Source organism: Bifidobacterium ramosum, from assembly GCF_009299505.1.
Taxonomy (GTDB): Bacteria; Actinomycetota; Actinomycetes; order Actinomycetales; family Bifidobacteriaceae; genus Bifidobacterium; species Bifidobacterium ramosum.
The window spans coordinates 1-19,695 of the sequence record NZ_WBSM01000006.1 but is presented as its reverse complement, the minus strand read 5'-3'; the positions used below and the strand labels follow the sequence as shown (position 1 = coordinate 19,695).

Annotated in this window: 11 protein-coding genes and 1 tRNA gene; 5 read left to right on the top strand and 7 right to left on the bottom strand. The window is 64.6% G+C overall.

The window, feature by feature from the left end; all coding sequences use genetic code 11:
- Positions 1-256: 256 nt before the first annotated feature.
- On the bottom strand, positions 257-5,503 hold the full coding sequence (locus DSM100688_RS06295) for an acyl-CoA dehydratase activase-related protein (protein ID WP_152358299.1): 5,247 nt from the start codon (positions 5,501-5,503) through the stop codon (positions 257-259).
- A gap of 589 nt (positions 5,504-6,092) precedes the next feature.
- Between DSM100688_RS06295 and DSM100688_RS06290 the strand changes: the two genes are divergently transcribed.
- Positions 6,093-7,424: an MFS transporter gene (locus tag DSM100688_RS06290; protein ID WP_204316641.1), complete on the top strand. Its 1,332-nt coding sequence runs from the start codon at positions 6,093-6,095 to the stop codon at positions 7,422-7,424.
- Positions 7,425-7,532: 108 nt separating this feature from the next.
- On the opposite strand, the gene nrdG is transcribed toward DSM100688_RS06290, so the two are convergent.
- Together nrdG and nrdD are read right to left on the bottom strand one after the other, a co-directional pair.
- Positions 7,533-8,243, bottom strand: coding sequence for an anaerobic ribonucleoside-triphosphate reductase activating protein (gene nrdG, locus DSM100688_RS06285; RefSeq protein ID WP_240811843.1), 711 nt, complete (start codon positions 8,241-8,243; stop codon positions 7,533-7,535).
- Positions 8,240-10,642 carry an anaerobic ribonucleoside-triphosphate reductase gene (nrdD, locus tag DSM100688_RS06280; protein ID WP_152358297.1) on the bottom strand — a complete coding sequence of 801 codons (2,403 nt, stop codon included), beginning with the start codon at positions 10,640-10,642 and terminating at the stop codon, positions 8,240-8,242. Before nrdD ends, nrdG begins: the two co-directional genes overlap by 4 nt.
- Before the next feature lie 310 nt (positions 10,643-10,952).
- Here nrdD and xseA point away from each other — a divergent pair, with 310 nt between their 5' ends.
- Positions 10,953-12,251: an exodeoxyribonuclease VII large subunit gene (xseA, locus tag DSM100688_RS06275; protein WP_152358296.1), complete on the top strand. Its 1,299-nt coding sequence runs from the start codon at positions 10,953-10,955 to the stop codon at positions 12,249-12,251.
- Positions 12,252-12,253: 2 nt separating this feature from the next.
- Positions 12,254-12,544, top strand: coding sequence for an exodeoxyribonuclease VII small subunit (locus tag DSM100688_RS06270; RefSeq protein ID WP_152358295.1), 291 nt, complete (start codon positions 12,254-12,256; stop codon positions 12,542-12,544).
- A 176-nt stretch (positions 12,545-12,720) separates the two neighbouring features.
- Here DSM100688_RS06270 and DSM100688_RS06265 read toward each other — a convergent pair whose 3' ends face one another.
- Complete coding sequence (locus DSM100688_RS06265) at positions 12,721-13,665, bottom strand: endonuclease/exonuclease/phosphatase family protein (RefSeq protein WP_239519327.1); 945 nt, start codon at positions 13,663-13,665, stop codon at positions 12,721-12,723.
- Between the two features lie 505 nt (positions 13,666-14,170).
- On the opposite strand from DSM100688_RS06265, the gene DSM100688_RS06260 reads away from it, so the two are divergent.
- Both DSM100688_RS06260 and DSM100688_RS06255 read left to right on the top strand, forming a co-directional pair.
- Positions 14,171-14,243: transfer RNA gene (locus DSM100688_RS06260), tRNA-Arg, on the top strand.
- A gap of 378 nt (positions 14,244-14,621) precedes the next feature.
- Entirely contained in the window at positions 14,622-15,143 is a 522-nt protein-coding gene (locus DSM100688_RS06255; RefSeq protein ID WP_152358293.1) for an NAD(P)H-dependent oxidoreductase, read from the top strand.
- Between the two features lie 184 nt (positions 15,144-15,327).
- Here DSM100688_RS06255 and DSM100688_RS06250 read toward each other — a convergent pair whose 3' ends face one another.
- The 3 genes from DSM100688_RS06250 to DSM100688_RS06240 form a co-directional block, all read right to left on the bottom strand.
- Positions 15,328-16,680 (bottom strand): MFS transporter, encoded by a 1,353-nt coding sequence (locus DSM100688_RS06250; protein ID WP_152358292.1) that lies wholly within the window; start codon positions 16,678-16,680, stop codon positions 15,328-15,330.
- Between the two features lie 351 nt (positions 16,681-17,031).
- Complete coding sequence (locus DSM100688_RS06245) at positions 17,032-17,814, bottom strand: methyltransferase domain-containing protein (RefSeq protein ID WP_152358291.1); 783 nt, start codon at positions 17,812-17,814, stop codon at positions 17,032-17,034.
- Between the two features lie 359 nt (positions 17,815-18,173).
- Positions 18,174-19,541, bottom strand: a complete 1,368-nt coding sequence (locus DSM100688_RS06240) for an MFS transporter (RefSeq protein ID WP_152358290.1) — start codon at positions 19,539-19,541, stop codon at positions 18,174-18,176.
- Positions 19,542-19,695: the final 154 nt, after the last annotated feature.

The window sequence follows — 19,695 nt, the reverse complement described above, 5'->3', positions numbered from 1 at the left end:
GACAGATCGATCACTCGACCCGTCGAACGATCACTCGCCCCGTCGATCGTTCGATGGATCGACCCTGCAGTGGATCGATCATTCAGTAATACAACCGCTCGATCTGCCGGCCGCTCGACGGGTCGACCGTTCGGCAGATCGATCATCGGTGACCGGAACACCCGGGGACCCGATCACCCGGCTACCGATCTACCAGACCATCTGATCACCAGTCGATTCCGCCGATCACCCGGCTACCGATCTACCCAATCCCCGGTCAGTCCGCGCTGGCGAAGCCCTGCGGCTCGCCCGCTGCAGCGAACTTGGCGTCGTGCGCCTTCTTGGCCGCCGCGATCATGAGTTTGATGCGGTTGAGCTGGTTCGCTTCGCTTGCGCCCGGATCGTAGTCGATGGAGACGATGTTGGCCTCGGGGTGCAAACGGCGGATCTTGCCGAACATGCCGCGGCCGGTCACATGGTTCGGCAGGCAGGCGAACGGCTGCGCGCAGATCACGTTCGGGCATCCCTGTTCGATCAGCTCGAGGATCTCGGCCGTGAGCAGCCAGCCTTCGCCGGCCTGCACGCCGATCGACGTGACCTCGGCCGCCTTCTTGACGAGCTCGGGCATCGGATCGTCCTGCTTGAACTTGCCGTGGGCGAGCGCGATCGCCGCCTTGATCGGCGCGTTATACCGGTCGAGGCCCCAGCGCATGAGCGCATAGAGCTTCTGGTTGCCGCCCATGCCGAGGTTGCGTTCGTTCCAGTCGGTGATGTACGGGCGAGTCGTCATGAACTCCATGATGCCGGGCACCACGGCCTCGCAGTCCTGCGATTCGATCACGTCGACCACGTGGTTGTTCGCGTCCGGCTGGTATTTCACCAGAATCTCGCCGACGACGCCGACGCGCACCTTACGTGGAATGTCGCGCAACGGCAACGCGTCGAACGACTTGACGATCTCGGCCGCAAGCGTCGGATACGGCAGGTACGCCTTCCTGAGCCACGGGGTCTTGGCCGCGGTCTTCGAGAAGCCGTGGTGTTCGAGCGTCTCGCGCACGATCACGTCCCACTGCTCGTACAGGCGGTTCGCCGCACCCGGCTCGACCTCGTACGGGCGCACGCGGTGCAGGCACTTCATGAGCAGATCGCCGAGGATCAGGGCCTTGATCGCGCGGTGCAGCAGCGCCGGCGTGGCCTTGAATCCCGGGTTGTCCTCGAGACCCTGCGTGGAGATCGCGATGACCGGGATCTGCGGGTAGCCCGCATCGATCAGCGCCTTGCGGATGAGGCCGAAGTAGTTGGTCGCACGGCACATGCCGCCGGTCTGCGTGATCGCGAGCGCGACGTGATCGGGATCGTACTTGCCTTGAATGATCGCGTCGATGAGCTGGCCGATGACCATGATGGCCGGGTAGCAGGCATCGTTGTTCACATACTTGAGGCCGGTTTCGACGTCCTCGCGACTGGCGTGTTTCAAGATGTCAAACTTGTAGCCACCCGAGCGGATGACCGCTTCGACGAGGGACATGTGGATCGGGCTCATCTGCGGGGCGACGATCGTGTAGTCCTGCTTCATGTCCTTGAGGAACTTCTGGCGGTGCGCGTAGCGCGACATGGTCGCGTTGTTGTGTCCGGACTTGGATGGCTTGGTGGCCTTGACGATCTTGCCGTCCGTGCCGGACTGAGCACCGGCCTGCGCGGCGGCCGCCTCGATGTCGCGTTGCGCGGCGAGGCGCGAGGCACGGCGCACCGATTCGGTGAGCTTCGGGTTGGCGGCCATCGTCGTGTCGAGCAGCACCTGACGGCCCGGGGTCGGCGCCTGCGAGCCGGTTTTGCGGAAGCCGGTCGACTTCGGCGCAGCAGCCGAGACCGTATCGTCGGCAGCAGCGGCCGAATCAGCGGCAGCACGCTTGGCTTCCGCGGCCTTGACCGCGGCCTGCGCGGCGGCGAGCTGTTCCTTCGCCGCCTGAAGCTGTGTTTCGGCGGCGGCCAGATCGGCCTGTGCCTTGGCCTGGGCGGCTTCACGAGTCTTAATCTCGGCGTCGGACGGTTCGGCGACGATCATCTGGTCCCGCTTGCCGACGGACTGTGAACCGGCCGCACCGGCAGCACCAGCCACACCGCCACCGGCAGCCGCAGACACGGCCGCGACCGCCTTCGCCTTGTTGCGTTCGCGCTCCTCGACCGCGGCCTTGAGCGAGCGCAGTCGGATCTTCGCCGCACCCAAGTTCGACACCTCGTCGATCTTGAGCAGCGTGTACACGTCGGCCTTGTCCGCGAGAATCTCCGACACCTGGTCGGTGGTGATCGCGTCGAGGCCGCAACCGAACGAGTTGAGCTGCACCAGTTCGAGCCCCGGATACGAGGCGACGAAGTGCGCCGCCGCATACAGCCGCGAATGGTACGCCCACTGGTTCGTCACGCGCAGCGGCATGCGGTTGACACTCACCTTGCGGTCGCCGACGTGACGGAACCCGTTCGCGTTCTTCTTGCGCGGATCCTCCTCACCGGCGGCCAGAAACTCGGTCAGATCAAGCTTCTGCCCCGGCTGCAGTTCACAGATCGAATCCTCCGAGAGCACGACCATGCCGAGCGAACAGATCGTCTCGGGGATGCCGTGGTTGATCTCCGGGTCGACGTGGTACGGACGGCCGGCGAGCACGATGCCGCGGCAGCCGTGCTCCTTCATGTACGCGAGGGCTTTCAGGCCCTCCTGCTGCACGTCGTTCTTGAACACCTTGTCTTCGGCGTACGCGGCCTTGACGGCCGTCTCGGCCTCCTCGCGCGTCACGTTCGCCCACGCGAACTCCTCGACGATGCGGTCGACCATGAGCTCGTGGTTGGCGAGGTTGAAGTACGGGTGCATGTAGCGCACGCCCTCGGCGCGCAGCTCGGGCATGTTCGCGCCGACGACGAGCGGATAGTTCGCCACGACCGGGCAGTTGTAGTGGTTGTCGGTGTTGGGCACGAGGTTGTCCTCGTAGCTCACGCACGGGTAGAAGATCGTCTTGATGCCCTTGTTCAGCAGCCACTTGATGTGCCCGTGCACGAGCTTGGCCGGATAGCAGATGTTCTCGGAGGCGATCGATTCGATGCCGGTCTCGAACAGTTCGTGCGAGCTGCGGCCGGAGATCATAACCTTGAAGCCGAGCGAGGTGAGCAGCGTGAACCAGAACGGGTAGTTCTCGTACATGTTGAGCGCACGCGGGATGCCGATCTCGCCGCGGGTGGCCTTCTTGTCGGTCAGACGGCGGTAGGCGAAGCAACGCTTGTACTTGTAGTCGTACAGGTTCGGACGGTCGGAGCGCTGCTTCTTCGCATCGCCGCCGCGTTCGCAGCGGTTGCCGGTCACAAAGCGCGAGCCGTCGGAGAACGTGGTGATGGTGAGCTTGCAGTGGTTCTGGCAGAGCTTGCACACGTCGCGTTCGGTGGTCATCGACATGGTGTCGAGTGCGTCGCCGGTCAGGATCGACGATGCGGTGTGGTGCACGCCGTCGACGACGACCTCATGCTCGTGACCGGCGGCGACATCGGCCGCGTTGGTCACGTCGACGCCGGCCATGTCGGCGGACGCATCGTCACCCGCGACCGCGTCGCTCGCGGCAGTCGCATCGTTCGCAGTACCGTTCGCGCCGTCCGCGTTCGACTCGACCGACGATCCGTCCGCGAGCACATGCTCGTGGTCGTCGTCGGCGACGTCCTCGTAGTGCATGCGTGCGGTGAGCGCCGCGCCGTACGCGCCCATAAGGCCGGCGATGTTCGGTCGAGTCACCTCGCGTTCGGTGAGCAGTTCGAACGCACGCAGTACGGCGTCGTTGAGGAACGTGCCGCCCTGGACCACGACGGTGTCGCCGAGTTCGCCGGAATCACGCAGTTTGATGACCTTGTACAGCGCATTGCGCACGACCGAATAGCACAGGCCGGCGGCGATGTCCTCAATCGAGGCGCCTTCCTTCTGCGCCTGCTTGACGGACGAGTTCATGAACACGGTGCAGCGCGAGCCGAGATCGACCGGATGGGTCGAAGCGAGCGCCTTCTGCGTGAACTCCTGAATGGTCAGGCCCATCGACATGGCGAACGTTTGCAGGAACGAGCCACAGCCGGACGAGCATGCCTCGTTGACGGCGATCGAGTCGATCACGCCGTCGGTGATGGCGAGGTACTTCATGTCCTGGCCACCGATGTCGATCACGGCGGTGACGCCGGGGCTGACCATTTCGGCGCCACGGTAGTGCGCCATCGTCTCGACCACGCCTTCGTCCAAGTGCAGGCCGGTGGTGATGAGGCCCTCGCCGTAGCCGGTCGCGCAGGATCGCGCGATCCACGCGCCGTCCGGCAGCTGGGATTGGATCTTCTTGACGATGTTGATCGCGGCCGTCAGCGGACTGCCTTCGTTGTTCGCGTAAGAGGACCACACGATCTCGCGGTCGTCGTTGACGAGGGTCGCCTTGATGGTGGTCGAGCCCGCGTCGATGCCGAGGAAGTGCGGGCCATGCGCGCCCTCGAGCGTGCCGATGTGGATGTGCTCGCGATGGTGGCGCTCGTTGAACGCCTCACGGTCGGCCTCGGTCGGGAACAGCGGCGGCATGGTGGGCGTGTTGGACGGAAGGTTCTTGAGCTCGTCGAGCCGCTTGAGGATGTCGTCGCAGGTGCGCGCCTCGAAATGGTGGCCTTCGTCGTCGGTGTCCATGTCGGCCTGCAGCGCCGCGCCGTACGCGACGTACAGGTGCGCGTTGGTCGGCACGATGAACTCGTCGACCTTGCCGTCGAGCGCGCGCTGGAACGCGGCGCGCAACTCGGACATAAAGAACAGCGGGCCGCCGAGGAAGATGACGGTGCCGTGGATCGGGCGGCCGGAGGCGAGACCGGCGATGGTCTGCGTGGCGACGGCCGTGAAGATCGATGCGGCGAGGTCCGGCTTGGCGGCGCCGTCGTTGATGAGCGGCTGCAGGTCGGTTTTGGCGAACACGCCGCAGCGCGACGCGATCGGATACAGGTTCTCGTAACGTTTCGCCATCTCGTTGAGACCGGACGCGTCGGTGTCGAGCAACGTGGCCATCTGGTCGATGAACGCGCCGGTGCCGCCCGCGCACGAACCGTTCATGCGCTGTTCGGGGGTGGGCTTGAGGTACGTGATCTTGGCGTCCTCGCCACCGAGTTCGATGATGACGTCGGCGGCCGGGTATTCCTTGTCGATCGCTTCGGTTTCGGCGATGACCTCCTGCACGAACGGCACGTGCATGCTGTCGGCGAGCGCGAGGCCGCCGGAGCCGGTGATGGCCAGACGGATCGGTTCGTCGCCGCGGCCGCGAGTCTCAAGTTCCTTGTGGATGTCGACGAGCAGTCCCGCGACGGTGGCGCGCACGTTGGCGTGGTGACGGCGATAGTCGGAGAAGATGGTGTCGGACAGGGAGTCGGACTGGTCGAGCACCACGGCCTTGACCGTGGTGGAACCGATGTCGAGTCCCACGCGCAACGGCTTCGTATCGTGGCGTACTGCCGCGGTATGTGCTTCGTTCACCATGTAAACCTCTTTAAGCTGCTTCCGGGGCGTGGAATCCTTGTCGTCCGCACGCCTGACGGGGATGAGCATCATCCGTCTGCATCCCCCGTGGCGCGATGTATCCCACGCATTGCCCGGCCTCTCAGATTCCATACTGTAGTCTGAAGCCCCGCCCAAGCGGCCGTTCAGATGCCGTACATGGCGTGATTTATCTAACAGAGGAAGCGGAAAACCCCGCGCGTTGCCCCGCTCTGTCGGGTTGTGGGCGACGGCGTCGGCGCAACCATCACTCTGTGCGCGCAAACGACACTCTCCGCGCGCACGGAGTGATGATTCGGGCGACGGAACCATCACTGAGTGCGCGCAGTGGACGTCGTTGCGCGCACTCAGTGATGGTCGGCGATCACACGGCCGCGCCCTGGCGTGCACCGGAATCGTCATCACGGCCGTCATCGTCATCACACACGTCATCACAAGTTCAACATTTCGTAACTTTTATGCACAAAATGTCACAGCATATCGTATGATATATACGCAGATGTTTACGCAAACATCATCAATATATTGAGCAGACTTCATCAAAAGCCTGTCAAGTAGAGGAAGATAACGCATGTCAGCTCAAACAATCCCCTCAGCCGGCGACGGCTCTGATAACGCAACCACATCCATGGAAGTCGCCGAACACGAACCGTCGTACGGCGTCGCCAACGACCAGCAGCCCACGCTGCCCACCCGCCTCGGCGCAGGCCTCCTCGTCGGGCCGGCCTGCTGGATGCTCGCCTACGTCGGCGTGTCCGCCACGCTGCTGCCCGCCAAGCTGCAGATTCTCGCACCCAGCCAGAAGGTCGCGCTCATCCCGCTGTTCTCACTGGTCGCCATGATCGCCGCGACCATCTCCAACATCATCGCCGGCGCCCTGTCGGACATCACACGCTCCCGCTTCGGCTCGCGCTCCCCGTGGATCGTGTGCGCGTCGATCGCCTGCGCGCTGTTCTTCGTATGGTTCGCGTTCGCCGGTTCGTGGCCAATGCTGCTCGTGATCTGGACGCTGTACAACGTGGCGCTCAACTGCGTGACCGCCCCGATGATCGCGCAGATCTCCGACCGCATCGCCCCGCGCTGGCGCGGCACGATCTCCTCGTGCTGGGGCATCGGCATGGCCATCGGCAACTACGGCTCGGGCATCATCGCGTCGAGCTTCATCAAGGACAATACGGCCATCTCGACCGGCGTGCTCATCTTCGCGCTCATCGCGGCCGTGGGCGGCGTCGTCTCCCCGATCATCATGCGCGAGCCGAGCAACCTCAACGTCGCGCGTGCCAAGTTCGACGCCGCGTCGATCAAGCGCAACTTCATGTTCCCGACGAAGAACTGCCGCGACTACTACTTCGCGCTCGTCGGCAAGATGCTCATGGTGACCGGCCAGTACGTGATCGTCGGCTACCAGCTGTACATCTTCAGCGACTACATGAAGCTCGATGCGGACGGCCAGAACGCGGCGCTGAAGATCATGTCGATGATCCTGATGGTCACGGGCATCGTGTTCTGCGTGATCGCGGGGCCGCTCGCCGACCGCTTCCACCGGCTCAAGCTGCCGGTGGCCGTCACGACGATTATGCTCGGCGTGGGCGCGTTCTTCCCGTTCTTCGCGGCCGAGCCGTGGACGATGTACGCGTACGCGCTGGTGGCCGGCATCGGCATGGGCGCGTACAACGCGGTGGACGGCGCGCTCAATGTGGCCGTGCTGCCCGATCCGAAGACCGCGGCGAAGGACCTCGGCATCATCAATATGGCGAACACGCTCGGCCAGATTTTCGGTCCGGCCGTCGCCGGCGCGATCCTGACCATGTCCGGCAACGACTACCGCTGGATCTTCCCGACCGAGACGATCATCTGCGTGATCGGCGGCCTGCTGATCCTCGCCGTCAAGCGCGTGAAGTGAGCCGACCGACGGACAACAGCCGTTCCCATACATATGATGATGGCCCCGCGCACCTGCCGTGCGCGGGGCCATCATCATATGTATGGGAGCAACACCGATCGCGGATCGTCACGACGACGAGTGCGAATCCTCGCCGGCCATGCGATCCTTGAGATAGATCTCGGGAATGTCGCGCTCCTGATCGTGCAGCCGACTCCAGATGACCGGCCCACCGGCCGCGAACGACGCCGGCACGTCGAGGATGCGCTGGTTCTTCGAACCGCGGAACTGCAGCAGCGAATCATGCTGCGACTTGATGTAGCGGCCGTCGACGAGGATGTCGATCAGATGCAGCAGCTCGAGCTTGTCCGGCGTCTCACCGGGCCGCATGAGCTCCTCCCACGTGTAGCCGGTCCAACACCAGATATCCTTGGCCGAGCCGAACTCCTCACGGATGCGCCGTGCGAGCGGCACGAGTACGGGCGTGTTGAGCAGCGGCTCGCCGCCGAGGAACGTGATGCCCTGCACCCACGGCGCACGCAGGTCGTCGATGATCTTGTCCTCGAGCCGCTGCGTGTATTCGTGACCGGCTTGGAAGTCCCAGATGGACGAGTTGAAGCAGTCGACGCAGTGGAACGGGCAGCCGGACACGTACAGGGAGTTGCGCACGCCTTCGCCGTCGGTGACGATGAACGTCTTGTAGTCGGCGATCATGCGCTTGGACATGCGCCGCCCATCCCACTGGCCGGCGCGCGGGTTGTTCGCCTCGTCGGTGGGGATGGACGGACCGCGGCCGGACTCGCCGGCCGCGAAATCATGCAGCGTCGGACTCGGGCTCACTTGGCCTCTTCGAACCATTCACGTTCGGAACCGTCGGCCAGCGTCACGTGGCCGGTCTCGCCGCTCATGTGCTTGACGCGGTGCGAGATCTCCTCGTGGCGGCCGTGCACCATCGGGCGCTGCACCGGGTTGCCGAGGTAGCCGCAGGTGCGCTTGGTCACGTTGCACTTGTCCGGGTCGGAGTTGCCGCACTCGGGGCACTTGAAGCCTTCGTCGGTCGGCTCGAAGTCGCCCTGGAAGCCGCACACGAAGCAGTGGTCGATCGGCGTGTTGGTGCCGAGGTAGCCGATGCCGACGTTGTAGGCGTAGTCCCACACGGCCTCGAGCGCCTTCGGGTTGTCCTGCAGGCACGGGTACTCGCAGTAGTTGATGAAGCCGCCGGACGCGTAGTACGGGAAGTCCTTCTCGTAGTTGAGCTTCTCCATCGGGGTCGGCTGCAGCCATACCGGGTAGTGGAACGAGTTGGTGTAGAAGTCGTGGTCGGTCACACCTTCGACGCGGCCGAACTTCTCGCGGTCCATGCGGTTGAAGCGGTCGGTGAGTGATTCGGCCGGCGTGGAGTACACGGAGTAGTGGTAGCCCTCCTGCTTGCTCCACTGCTTGCACAGCTCGTTCATGCGCTTGACGATCGAGAGCGCGAACTCCTTGCCTTCCGGATCCCAGCCGTGGTCGCGGATCCAGTTCTTGCCGTAGAACACGGCGGTCGTCTCCGCCAGGCCGATGTAGCCGAGCGAGACGGTGGCGCGCTCGTTCTTGAACAGCTCGTCGACGTTGTCGTTGGCGCCGAGGCGGCCGAACGCGCCGAAGCGGAACAGGGTCGGGGCGTTGACCGGCGTGGCCTGCTTGCAGCGCATGATGCGGAACTGCAGCGCCTGGTGCGCGACCTCCATGCGCTCCTCGAACAGCTTCCAGAAGCGGTTCTTGTCGCCGTGGGACTCGAGCGCGATGCGCGGCACGTTCACCGACACCACGCCGAGGTTCATACGGCCGTCCTCCTCGTCCTTGCCGGTCTCCGGGTTGATCCAGCCCTGCAGGAACGAACGGCAGCCCATCGGCGCCTTGAAGGAGCCGGTGATCTTGACGATGTTCTCGTAGAACACGACGTCCGGGTACATGCGCTTGGTGGCGGACTCGAGCGCGAGCTGCTTGAGGTCGTAGTTCGGGTCGCCCGGGTCGGCGTTCACGCCGTGCTTGACGGTGAACACGAGCTTCGGGAAGATCGCGGTGTGGTGCTCTTTGCCGAGGCCGCGGATGCGGTTCAGGAGGATCGCACGCTGGATCTCGCGGGAGAACCAGTCGGTGCCGAGGCCGAAGCCGACGGTCACGAACGGCGTCTGACCGTTGGAGACGCGGTTGGAGTTGATCTGGTACTCCATGGTCTGCATGGCGTCGTAGATGGCCTTGCGGGTGCGGATCTTGGCGAGGATCTCGCGCTCCTGCTCGAGCTCGTCGACGTCGGTGTGGAACGGCGTGTCCATCGGCAGCGGCGCGCGGTTGCCGAAGTGCAGCTTGGCGGGCTCGTTGCGCTTGGCGTTCTCGACCTGGCGGCGGGCGAATTCGACCGGCATGCCGTCGGGGATGGTCTCGCGGGCCTCCTCGAGGAACTTCTCGTAGTCCTTGCGCGCGTAGGTGGCGAGGTGCTCGTCGGCGCGGTTGGCGGTCTGGCCGCCGTACTGGCTGGACGCCACGTCCTTCATGATCTGCGTGATCTGCGTGGCGGCGATGGCGATGGACTTCGGGGAGGCCATCGGCGCGTTGCCGAGCGTGAAGCCGTTGGCGAGCATGTCCCAGAAGTTGGGCAGCGAGCAGTTGGACTGCGCGGTGAACGGCGAGTAGTCGGCGTCATGGAAGTGGATGTCGCCCTTCATGTGGGCATTGGAGACGGCCGGCGGCAGCATGTTGAACGCGGCGGCCTTGGAGACGGCGCCGGCGAGCAGGTCGCGCTGCGTGGCGTAGACGTTGGCGTCCTTGTTCGCGTTCTCGTGGATGAGGGTCGGGTCCTGGTTGATGAAGCGGGCGACGGCCTCGTTCACGTCGGTGGCCTTGGCGCGCTGGATGTCCTTGTCGAGACGGTAGTTGGTGTAGGCGCGCGCGACGTCGTACAGGTGCGCGTCGATGAGGGCGTGCTCGACGAGGTTCTGGATGTCCTCGATCTTGGCGGGGCCGTTGTAGCGGCCCTTGATCTCGCCTTCGACCTGGTTGGCGAAGCCGCGGATGAGCTGCTCCTCCTCCGGGCCGACTTCCTTGTCGAGATCGGCGAAGGCGGACTTCACGGCCTCGATGATGTTGATCGGGTCGAAGTCGACGACGCGGCCGTCACGCTTCTCGACCAATACCGTGGCCGAGGTGCGGGTGCCGGCGGAGGTCGCCGGTGCTGCGTTCATCACCTGAGTGTCCATTCGAAGTCCTTCCACTGTTCCTCATTCTGTTATCCGCCGACCGGTTTTCACCGGCCGGTTCACATACTTCAGCATTAAGCCTTATGTACTGTACGGCAACCCCACCCCGATATCTAGTGGCGACTCGCCGGGCTGAACCTATATGTAGTGGTGACCGGCGGAATAGAGCCAAAACATGACGTTGTGTGATCTTCGTAACGAATCCTCTCCCAGCGTGTCGCGCGGCAAGCCGTACGCCCGTGCGGCAACGGCCGCCGAAACCGTCCGCGGGACCGTCGTCTTGTCCGTTCCGTAGGCGACTCTGGAACGCATGAACTGGAATATGGGATCCTCCGCACCGGCGACGCCGACGCCGCTCGACCAGCTGCCGCGATTGGCCAGCGAGACCACGGCCGAACACCCGTGGCCGGTGGCCGTGCTGAGCCAGAAGTTCCACATCGCCGTGGAGAAGTGGCCGGCGGCGTGGATCTGCGGGCAGATCACCGAGATCAACACGCGTCGCGCCGGCTCGGCCTATCTGACGGTGCGCGACGACTTCGAGGACATCGCGATCTCCGTGTCCGGCTGGCGTGATTTCGCACGCAAGGCCGTCGAGTTCCGGCAGGGCGACCGCGTGGTGATCCACGGCAAGGCCGACGTGTGGGTCAAGCAGACGCGGTTGAGCTTCATCGGCGACGACATCCGCAAAATCGGTTCCGGCGGCGGACTCAAGGAGCAGATCGACGAGCTGCGCAAGAAGCTCAAGGGAGAGGGCCTGTTCGACGCGGACCGCAAGGTGCCGCTGCCGGAATTCCCGTCGTGCATCGGTCTGATCTGCGCGCCGCAGGCCCGCGCGGAGGGCGACGTGATCACGAACGTGAACCTGCGTTGGCCGTCAGTGCGGTTCAAGGTCGTGCACGCGCACGTACAGGGCGCGCAGTGTCCGCCCGACATCGTCGCCGCGATCCGCAAGTTGGACGAGGATCCGGACGTGGACGTGATCATCGTGGCGCGCGGCGGCGGCGCGTTCGAGGACCTCATCGGCTTTTCGGACGAGTCGGTGGTGCGCGCGACGGCGGCGTGCGTCACGCCGATCGTGTCCGCGATCGGCCACGAGGACGACTGGACGCTCATCGATCTGGCCGCCGACCTGCGCGCCTCGACGCCGACGGATGCGGCGAAGAAGGTCGTGCCGGACGTGCACGAGCAGTGGCAGCTGATCGACAATGCGATCCATCGCGCACGGCTGCGCATCGAAGCGCGTGTGGGTAACGAGATGCGGCTGGTCGACGGCTATGCGAACCGGCCGAGCCTGACCCGGCCGCTCACCATGCTCGAGCCGCATCAGCGGTTCCTCGACGACGCGCGCCGACGCATGGACATCGGCCTGACTCGTATCGTGGACGATGCCAGCCTGACCATTGAGAAGCTGCACGCCAGCCTGACCGCGCTGAGCCCGCAGTCGACGCTCGACCGCGGCTACGCCGTCGTGCAGTCCGCCGGCGGTCACGTGCTCGACGACCCGTCCGCCGTCGCCCCCGGCGACCCGCTGTCCATCACCCTCAAGCATGGCGCCCTCGCCGCCACCGTCGCCGTTTCCGACACCGCCGTTTCCGACAACAAGGAGTAATCATGACCGACAAGACCACCGCGACCATCACATCCTCCCTGACCGACGAGGAGCGCAAGGCCATCGCGCAGATGCCGTACGAGGAAGCGAGAGACCAGCTCATCCAGGCCGTGCAGGCGCTCGAGGCCGGCGGCCTGAACCTCGACCAGTCGATGCGCCAGTGGGAGCTCGGCGAGGCGCTGGCCAAGCGCGCCCAGAGCCTGCTCAACGAGGTCAAGGCCAAGCTCGACGCGGCGCAGGCCGAACAGGCCACCAGCGCCGACACCGCCGGCACGCAGTCCAATCTCGACTGAATCGCTCCCTCGCGGACTCAGATCGCGGACTCAAATCCTCCCCCCTATTTCCTTATTCTCTTAACGGACATACAGCCGATTGCACCCAACAAATCGGCTGTATGTCCGTTAGGGGAATAGAGGTATATGCGGATATATATGCATATATAAGGTATGGGCAGCTAGATAATAGGCGGCTAGTTGATCGCGATGGTGGCGAGCAGGGCCGCATGGTCCGAACCGGCGACCGGTTTCACCTGCATCTGCCCGGCGACGATCCCCCGGTCGAGCACGATGTGATCGATGCCCGCGAACCGCGGCAGCGGCGGCTTGTCCGTCGGCCACGTGAACGTGAACCCGTGCCCGGATTGCCGCGCCGCGTCGGTGAACCGGCTGCCCAGGAAATCACGGAACGGCGTATGGTCGGTCGTCGCGTTGAAATCGCCCATGAACACGTATCGAGCGTCCGTATGCGAGCGCATCAGGGCCAGCTCGTCCAGCGAACGCTTCCACTGCCGCCAGTAGCCGGGCACCGGCGCGGTCGTGTGCACCGACACGAACCGGATCGTCGTCCCGCCGTCCTCGCCGAACCGCACCGTGCCGCCCGGCATGAACGACGCGCTGGAGTTCACGTCGTCATCGGCCGGATTGACCAGCGGCGACGCCGACCACAAGCCGTTGCCGTACGTGCCGTCCGACGTGGACACCTGCGCGTACGGCAGATAGTCCTTGATGCCGGCGTCGTCCAACGCCTGCACGAACGCGTCGGTCGTCTCCTGCAACGCGAGCACTTCGACGCGCTGATCACGTACCAGCGCAACGATCGCGGCCGCGTCGGCGCGACCCTTGTACACGTTGCAGGTCATGACCCGCGCATACGTATCCTTCGTGTTCGCGCTGGCCTGCGACACGGCGGCGATCGCCCGACCCGGCAGCGTGGCGGACGCATGGAAGAACGGATATTGCCACCACACCTGTACGCCCAGACACAGTATGGCGACCAACGCGGCGATCCACCGTCGTCCCATCAACGCGAGGACTAGCCCGACCAACGCGGTCAACGCGAACCACGGCGTGGCCGACACGACCACCGGCACATACGGCAGCGCCTGCAAGTCGGACGGCAGCGCACGCGCCAGCATCGCCGTCAACGAGGCCACGACCAGTATCCACGCGAACGCCGCACAGATCACGCGGCGCATGTTGCCGCCGACGGAACCGCCGCCCGTCCGACGATTCCGATCGAGCGCACGGTTCGTGCGGCTACCCCGATTGCGGGAGGCCGTTGGTTTGGCCGTCCGGATGCGGGAGTTCCGGGGATTCGTGCGGTTTCGGCTCCCCGCATGCCCGTCGGATCGACTGCGAGTCCGATTCCGGCCGTCAGAGTAGGAACCCGACCGACTGCCATACGTACGACCGCCGTTCACCTTGCCACTCATCACATCCTCCCTGCCGTTGCCTGCGCAGCCGGCATGATCATTGGCCCAACGTTCGGCCGGCGCGCTCCCCTACCTTAGCGTGCCGCGCGCGAGCCGGCCATCGTCCTCACGAATCATCCCCATTCACCGCCCGTATCGGCCCGCCACATCCGCGAATCACGGCGGCGTGTCCCACCCGACCGCATCACCATGTACAATGGACATTCGCGCCTCGGTAGCTCAGGGGATAGAGCACCGCTCTCCTAAAGCGGGTGTCGTCAGTTCGAATCTGATCCGGGGCACTTGTTCGTCGGGTCGTCCCGACCGCTCTGCTTTTTCCGAATCCCCTTGCCCCCGCTTCCTTAACGGACATACGGCCGATTCCACCGCCGAAATCGACTGTATGTCCGTTAAGGAAGCGGAATCAGATACCGCATTGCGGCCGACAGGCGGTCATCATCACCTTCCCCCAACGGACATACAGCCGATCGCACCGTGGAAATCGACTGTATGTCCGTTGGCGAGAGCCTGGATGTTCGCCCATAACGTACGCGGTACACCGCCCGGCGTGTCGTCTGCGAAAGTAGTATTTGACGATACATATCCCGTTTCGTGATATCCCGGACCGGGATATCACGAGCGGCACGAACCGCATACCATCCAACCAAAGGAGACACATCATGAAGACGCTGGTACTCGTGTTCCACCCCGGTCTCAACAGCCAGTCCCACGTCAACAAGACGCTGGCCGACGCCGCCGCCGAACTCGACAACGTAACCGTGCGCGACGAATACGCGCTCTACCCGGATGGCAAGATCGACGTCGCCGCCGAACAGGCCGCCATCGAGGCCGCCGACCGCATCGTGTTCCAGTTCCCGCTGTGGTGGTTCTCCTCCCCCGCGCTGCTCAAGACCTGGGAGGACGAGGTGCTGCAGCACGGTTGGGCGTACGGCTCCGAAGGCCACGCGTTTGAGGGTAAGGAGTTCCAGGTGGCCGTCTCGACCGGCTCGCCGGAGGCGAACTACCAGCCGGACGGCGCGAACAAGTTCGTGATCGACCAGGTGCTGGTGCCGTTCCAGGGCACGGCGAACTACATCGGCGCGACGTGGGTCAAGCCGTTCGCGACCTTCGGCGCGTTCGGCATCACCGATGAGGCGCTGGCCGAGGCGGCGAAGGACTATAAGGAGCTGCTGGCCAAGTAAGGCGGCATCTTTCAACGATGGCCGGTTCCCGGGATTTCGGCTCAGGAATCCCGGGAACCGGCCATGTTCGTTTTCCCGGCGAAAACCGCGACACCGCACCACATCGCCATGTGCGTTTGTGCGATAATGTCATGTTTCCGGTTCCCGGGATGACGGACGCGAATCCCGGGAACCAATCTCCGCGTCACTCCCCCGACAGCCGCCACACATACCATGCGACCGGCAGGGTCAGCAGGCCGCCGGCAACGAACACCCACATGATCGGGATGATATCAGCGAGCGGCGCGAAGATGAGCATGCCCACCGGCATGCCGAACGTGGAGAGCGTGGTGTCGAGGCCGAACACGCGCCCGACCATCGACTCGTCGGCCTCGGATTGAATGACGGTGCGCATCGGCCCCACACAGACGGCTGACGCGACGCCGCACAACGCGTTGATGATGAGGTAGCTGAGCAGCCCGGGCGCGATGCCGAGCCCCACGACCGCGATGCCGACCGCGGCAATGCCGCCCGCGATCACATGCATGTTATTGCGGATGATCTTCACGCCGATCGTCGACATGAACACACCGCCAAGCAGCATGCCGATGGTCAGGCTCAACTCGTTGGCGGCGAGCTTGTCGGCGGCCGTGGTCAGGTTCACGACGCCGAGGTTCAGGTCGATACCCTCGTATTCACGGGTCATGAGCAGCAGCGTGAGATTGAGCGGCGCGACGGACATCAGGCAGGTCATGCCATCGCCGAGCACCACGCCCTTCAAGTGGTTGTGCCGCATCGTGTAGGCGAATCCGGCCTTGAGATCGGTCATCGTGCGGCGGATGCCGGCGACGAGCGGATGGACGTCGGCCGCGCTGGCCGTTGCATCGGCGGAATCTGCGTTGATGGTCGTATCGACCGTATCGGCGACGGACTTGCGCGGCACGCGGATCAGCGCGACGAATCCGACGCCGATCACCGCGGTCGTCACGTCGATCAGCAGGATCGACCACAGCGGCATCACGTTGATGAGCACGGCGGCGACGGCCGGCGCGACGATCATATTGGCCGAGTTGATCATGCCGAAGACCGAGTTGACGCGCAGCAGCTTGCCGGTCGGCGTGATGTCGGGGATGAACGACTGGACGGCGGGTGTCTGCACGCCGCCGCCGGCCGAGCGGATGAGCAGCACGACGAACAGCATCGGCAGACCGGCCCAGCCGTGCGCGAACGCGAACGACAGGACGATGGTGACGGCCGCGATGATGAGGTCGGGCAGCATGATGAGCGGCTTGCGGCGGTACCGGTCGGCCATCGAGCCGCCGAAGATCGAGACGACGCCCTGCGGCAGCACGCCGAACACGGTGGCGAACAGCATGGACCAGCCGGATTTCCATTCCAGCGCGATCCACCACCACAGGGCGTATTGCACGATGCTGGAACCGAGCAGGGAGAAGGACTGACCGGTGAGCAGGAGCGCGACGCGCGGCTTCCAGCCGGCTTCGCGCGGGTCGGTGTCGGGTTCGAACGACGACGATGCGGATGATGTGTTATGAGACATGGGTACGGTGTTCTTGCTTTCCAGACAGGACATTGCCGCCGCCGATGATGCGCCCGTGCGCGTGCATTTGCCACGCGGTTCAGGTGGTGCGTTGGGGCGCGACGGCATATGTCGCTAACCATGACGGATGATGAATGACGAAATTGGTGGATTCGAGCGGATTCGGCCATGTCCGGCTTCGGGCATGGCTCCGCCGACCCGTTAGATCCGACCGGGCAGTCCGCCGGTCTGCGGGCAGACGCCCATCATCATGCAACACATGGCTCCGCACAGTATCAACGCGAGCCGACAAGCGTGCGACACGACACGCGCCGCCGCATACCCGTACGCACCGCCGCACGCGGCCGCCGTCTACCGCACGGCGGTGAAGAAGAACCGCGGGAACGGGAAGATGATGCTGCCGTCCGACTGCATCGGATACGCATCCCGCGCCCGCGCGAATACCGCACGCTCGAACGCGGCACGCTCCGCATCGTCGTCCAATGCCTGCAAATACGGGCGCATGCCGGTGCCGCGATACCAGTCCATGATCGCCTCGTGCGAAGGCAGCGTGTGCATATACGTCGTCTTCCACATGCGGAACCGCGCGGCGTACGCGTGCAGCAACTCCCAGTAGTCAGACGGCGTGAGATTGTAGAATTCGCGGCTTTGCGGCAGCCGGTCAGCGTATTGCGGCGAGTGGACGATCTGACCGATAATGCGGTGGATCGGCTCCTCGTAGTTCATCGGAGTCTGCACGGCAAGCGTGCCGCCGAGGTTGAGCCGATCGAGCAGCGCAGGGATGAGCCGGTGATGGTCGGGCACCCATTGGATGCACGCGTTGGAGAAGACCACGTCGAAGTCGGATGGCAGGGCGTCGAGCGCGGATGAGGCGACGTCGCACATTGCGAAGTCGATGTCGGGGTGGGCGGCGCGGGCGGCTTCGATCATCTCGGGTGAATTGTCAACGCCGAGGATGGCGGCCTTCGGGTAGCGTTCGCGCAGCACGGCGGTGCTGTTGCCCGGCCCGCAGCCGATGTCGAGCACACGCGTGACCGACCCGTCGTCGGGCGGCAGCTGCGCGGCCAGGTCGCGCGCCGGCTGCGTGCGTTCGGCCCTGAATCGCAGATACTGTTCGGAATCCCATTGCACCATGTGACCCACGCTACCGGTTGGGGCCTCGCCGCGCGTCGGCGTATCCGCATGATGATGTCCCGTGATGTTCCGACGGCAATGGCCTCCCGGCCGCACCCCTTGCGGGCGTCGGGGCCGTCAGGATTGCCGGTCTTTCGCAGACTGAGAGGCAGATTCCCACTGGCGCGGGGGTCTTTCGCGAAACTAAGAGGCAGCCCTCTCCCGATAACGGACCGCCGACGGCCGATTATCCGTGATTCGAGCCCCGAATGTCACGGACAGCTGCCTCTCAGTTTCGCGAAAGACCCCCGCCCATGGCGAAAACTGCCTCTCAGTTTGCGGGAACCACTCATCAACGCCTCATCGTGAGCGGCTGGCGGTCACCGCTCGCGCCAACGCAGCAATTCGAAGGCGAGCACGTAGACGAGCAGCAGCGCGGATGCGAGGAACACGGAGCGCAGGGCGAGTGTCAGTGAGGGCAGGAATGTGGCGATGACGCCGAACACGGCCACGCCGATCGCGCCGCCGACCTGACGGAACGTGTTGAACATGGCGGATGCGATGCCGGCCTGCGCGGGGTCGACGGAACGCAGGACGACGCCGGCCGCGGCGGGCGTGGTGATGGCCGCACCGAAGCCGACGACGCTTAAGCCCGTCGCGACCACCCATACGGGGATCGGCGCGGGGGTGAGGAATTCGAACAGGAATCCGGCGATCATGATCGCGAGCCCCAACGTGATCGAGAACCGCGATCCTCGTGCGGTGATGATGCGCCCGCCGATCAGGTTGCCGATGATCGTGACGAATGCGGACGGCACGAACACGAGGCCCGCGGCGAACGCACCCATGTGCCGTTCGTTCTGCAGGAACATCGTGCAGATGAACACCATGCCGTACCAGTTGAAGATCATGATGAAGCCGATCTGCAACGCGACCTGCATGCCGCGGATGCGGAACAGGTCGAGCGGCATCATCGGGGCGGCGACCTTGGCCTGCGACAGCACGAATAGGGCGAGCGCGAGGACACCGACCCCTAGCAGCACGAGCGTCGCGGGAACCGTAAGGCCGATCGCGCCGACTTCGATGATGCCGGCGACGAGCGCGCTCAGTCCGGCCAGCGCAAGCGTCTGGCCGAGCCCGTCGAAGCGGATGGGCCGGCGCGGCGAGGGCGCGATGCGCGGCGCAAGCGCGAGGAGGAACAGGCAGAACGGCACGTTGATCGCGAAGACGAGACTCCAGTGGATCGGCGTGAGCAGGCCGCCGAGCAGCGGCCCCACCGCCGAGGCCGACGCGCCGCCCGCACCCCACAGGGCGAGCGCCCATGCGCGACGACGCGGGTCGGGGTTCGCCTCGTTGATGAGCGACATGGATGCCGGCAGGATCAGCGCCGAGGCGACGCCGAGCACACAGCGTCCGGCCACGAGCGCCGCCATCGACCACGCGAACGAGCAAAACAGCGAAACGAGCCCGAACAAGGCCGCGCCGATGAGGAACACACGTTTCGCGCCGAACCGGTCGGCAAGGCTGCCGGCGAGCAGGAGCAGCACGGCGAACAGCAGCGTGTAGCCGTCGACAACCCACTGCTGAACCGCCATGTCGCCGCCGAGATCGGCCGCAATGGTGGGCAGCGCGACGTTGACGATGAGCACGTCCATGCCGGCGAGGAACGAGGCGACGGCCGCGGCGATGGTGGCGGCGGTCGCGGACACTGCGGCGGAGGATGGGAACGGTGATGACATACGACCCATGCGTGTCCTCTCTGTATATTCATTATCCGTACGTTGTTGCGACGACTATGATATGTTGCAAATACGTTGGAATGGATGGGTTTATGCATGATTATGGTTCATGATGTATAAACTGTAGGTTTACATAGCGCTCCCCTCAGTCGGCTTCGCCGAC

Coding starts and splice junctions, on each gene's coding strand:
- DSM100688_RS06295 (WP_152358299.1), bottom strand. CDS start 5,503: ATGGTGAACGAAGCACATACCGCGGCAGTACGCCACGATACGAAGCCG.
- DSM100688_RS06290 (WP_204316641.1), top strand. CDS start 6,093: ATGTCAGCTCAAACAATCCCCTCAGCCGGCGACGGCTCTGATAACGCA.
- nrdD (WP_152358297.1), bottom strand. CDS start 10,642: ATGGACACTCAGGTGATGAACGCAGCACCGGCGACCTCCGCCGGCACC.
- xseA (WP_152358296.1), top strand. CDS start 10,953: ATGAACTGGAATATGGGATCCTCCGCACCGGCGACGCCGACGCCGCTC.
- DSM100688_RS06270 (WP_152358295.1), top strand. CDS start 12,254: ATGACCGACAAGACCACCGCGACCATCACATCCTCCCTGACCGACGAG.
- DSM100688_RS06265 (WP_239519327.1), bottom strand. CDS start 13,665: ATGCTGGCGCGTGCGCTGCCGTCCGACTTGCAGGCGCTGCCGTATGTG.
- DSM100688_RS06255 (WP_152358293.1), top strand. CDS start 14,622: ATGAAGACGCTGGTACTCGTGTTCCACCCCGGTCTCAACAGCCAGTCC.
- DSM100688_RS06250 (WP_152358292.1), bottom strand. CDS start 16,680: ATGTCTCATAACACATCATCCGCATCGTCGTCGTTCGAACCCGACACC.
- DSM100688_RS06245 (WP_152358291.1), bottom strand. CDS start 17,814: ATGGTGCAATGGGATTCCGAACAGTATCTGCGATTCAGGGCCGAACGC.
- DSM100688_RS06240 (WP_152358290.1), bottom strand. CDS start 19,541: ATGGGTCGTATGTCATCACCGTTCCCATCCTCCGCCGCAGTGTCCGCG.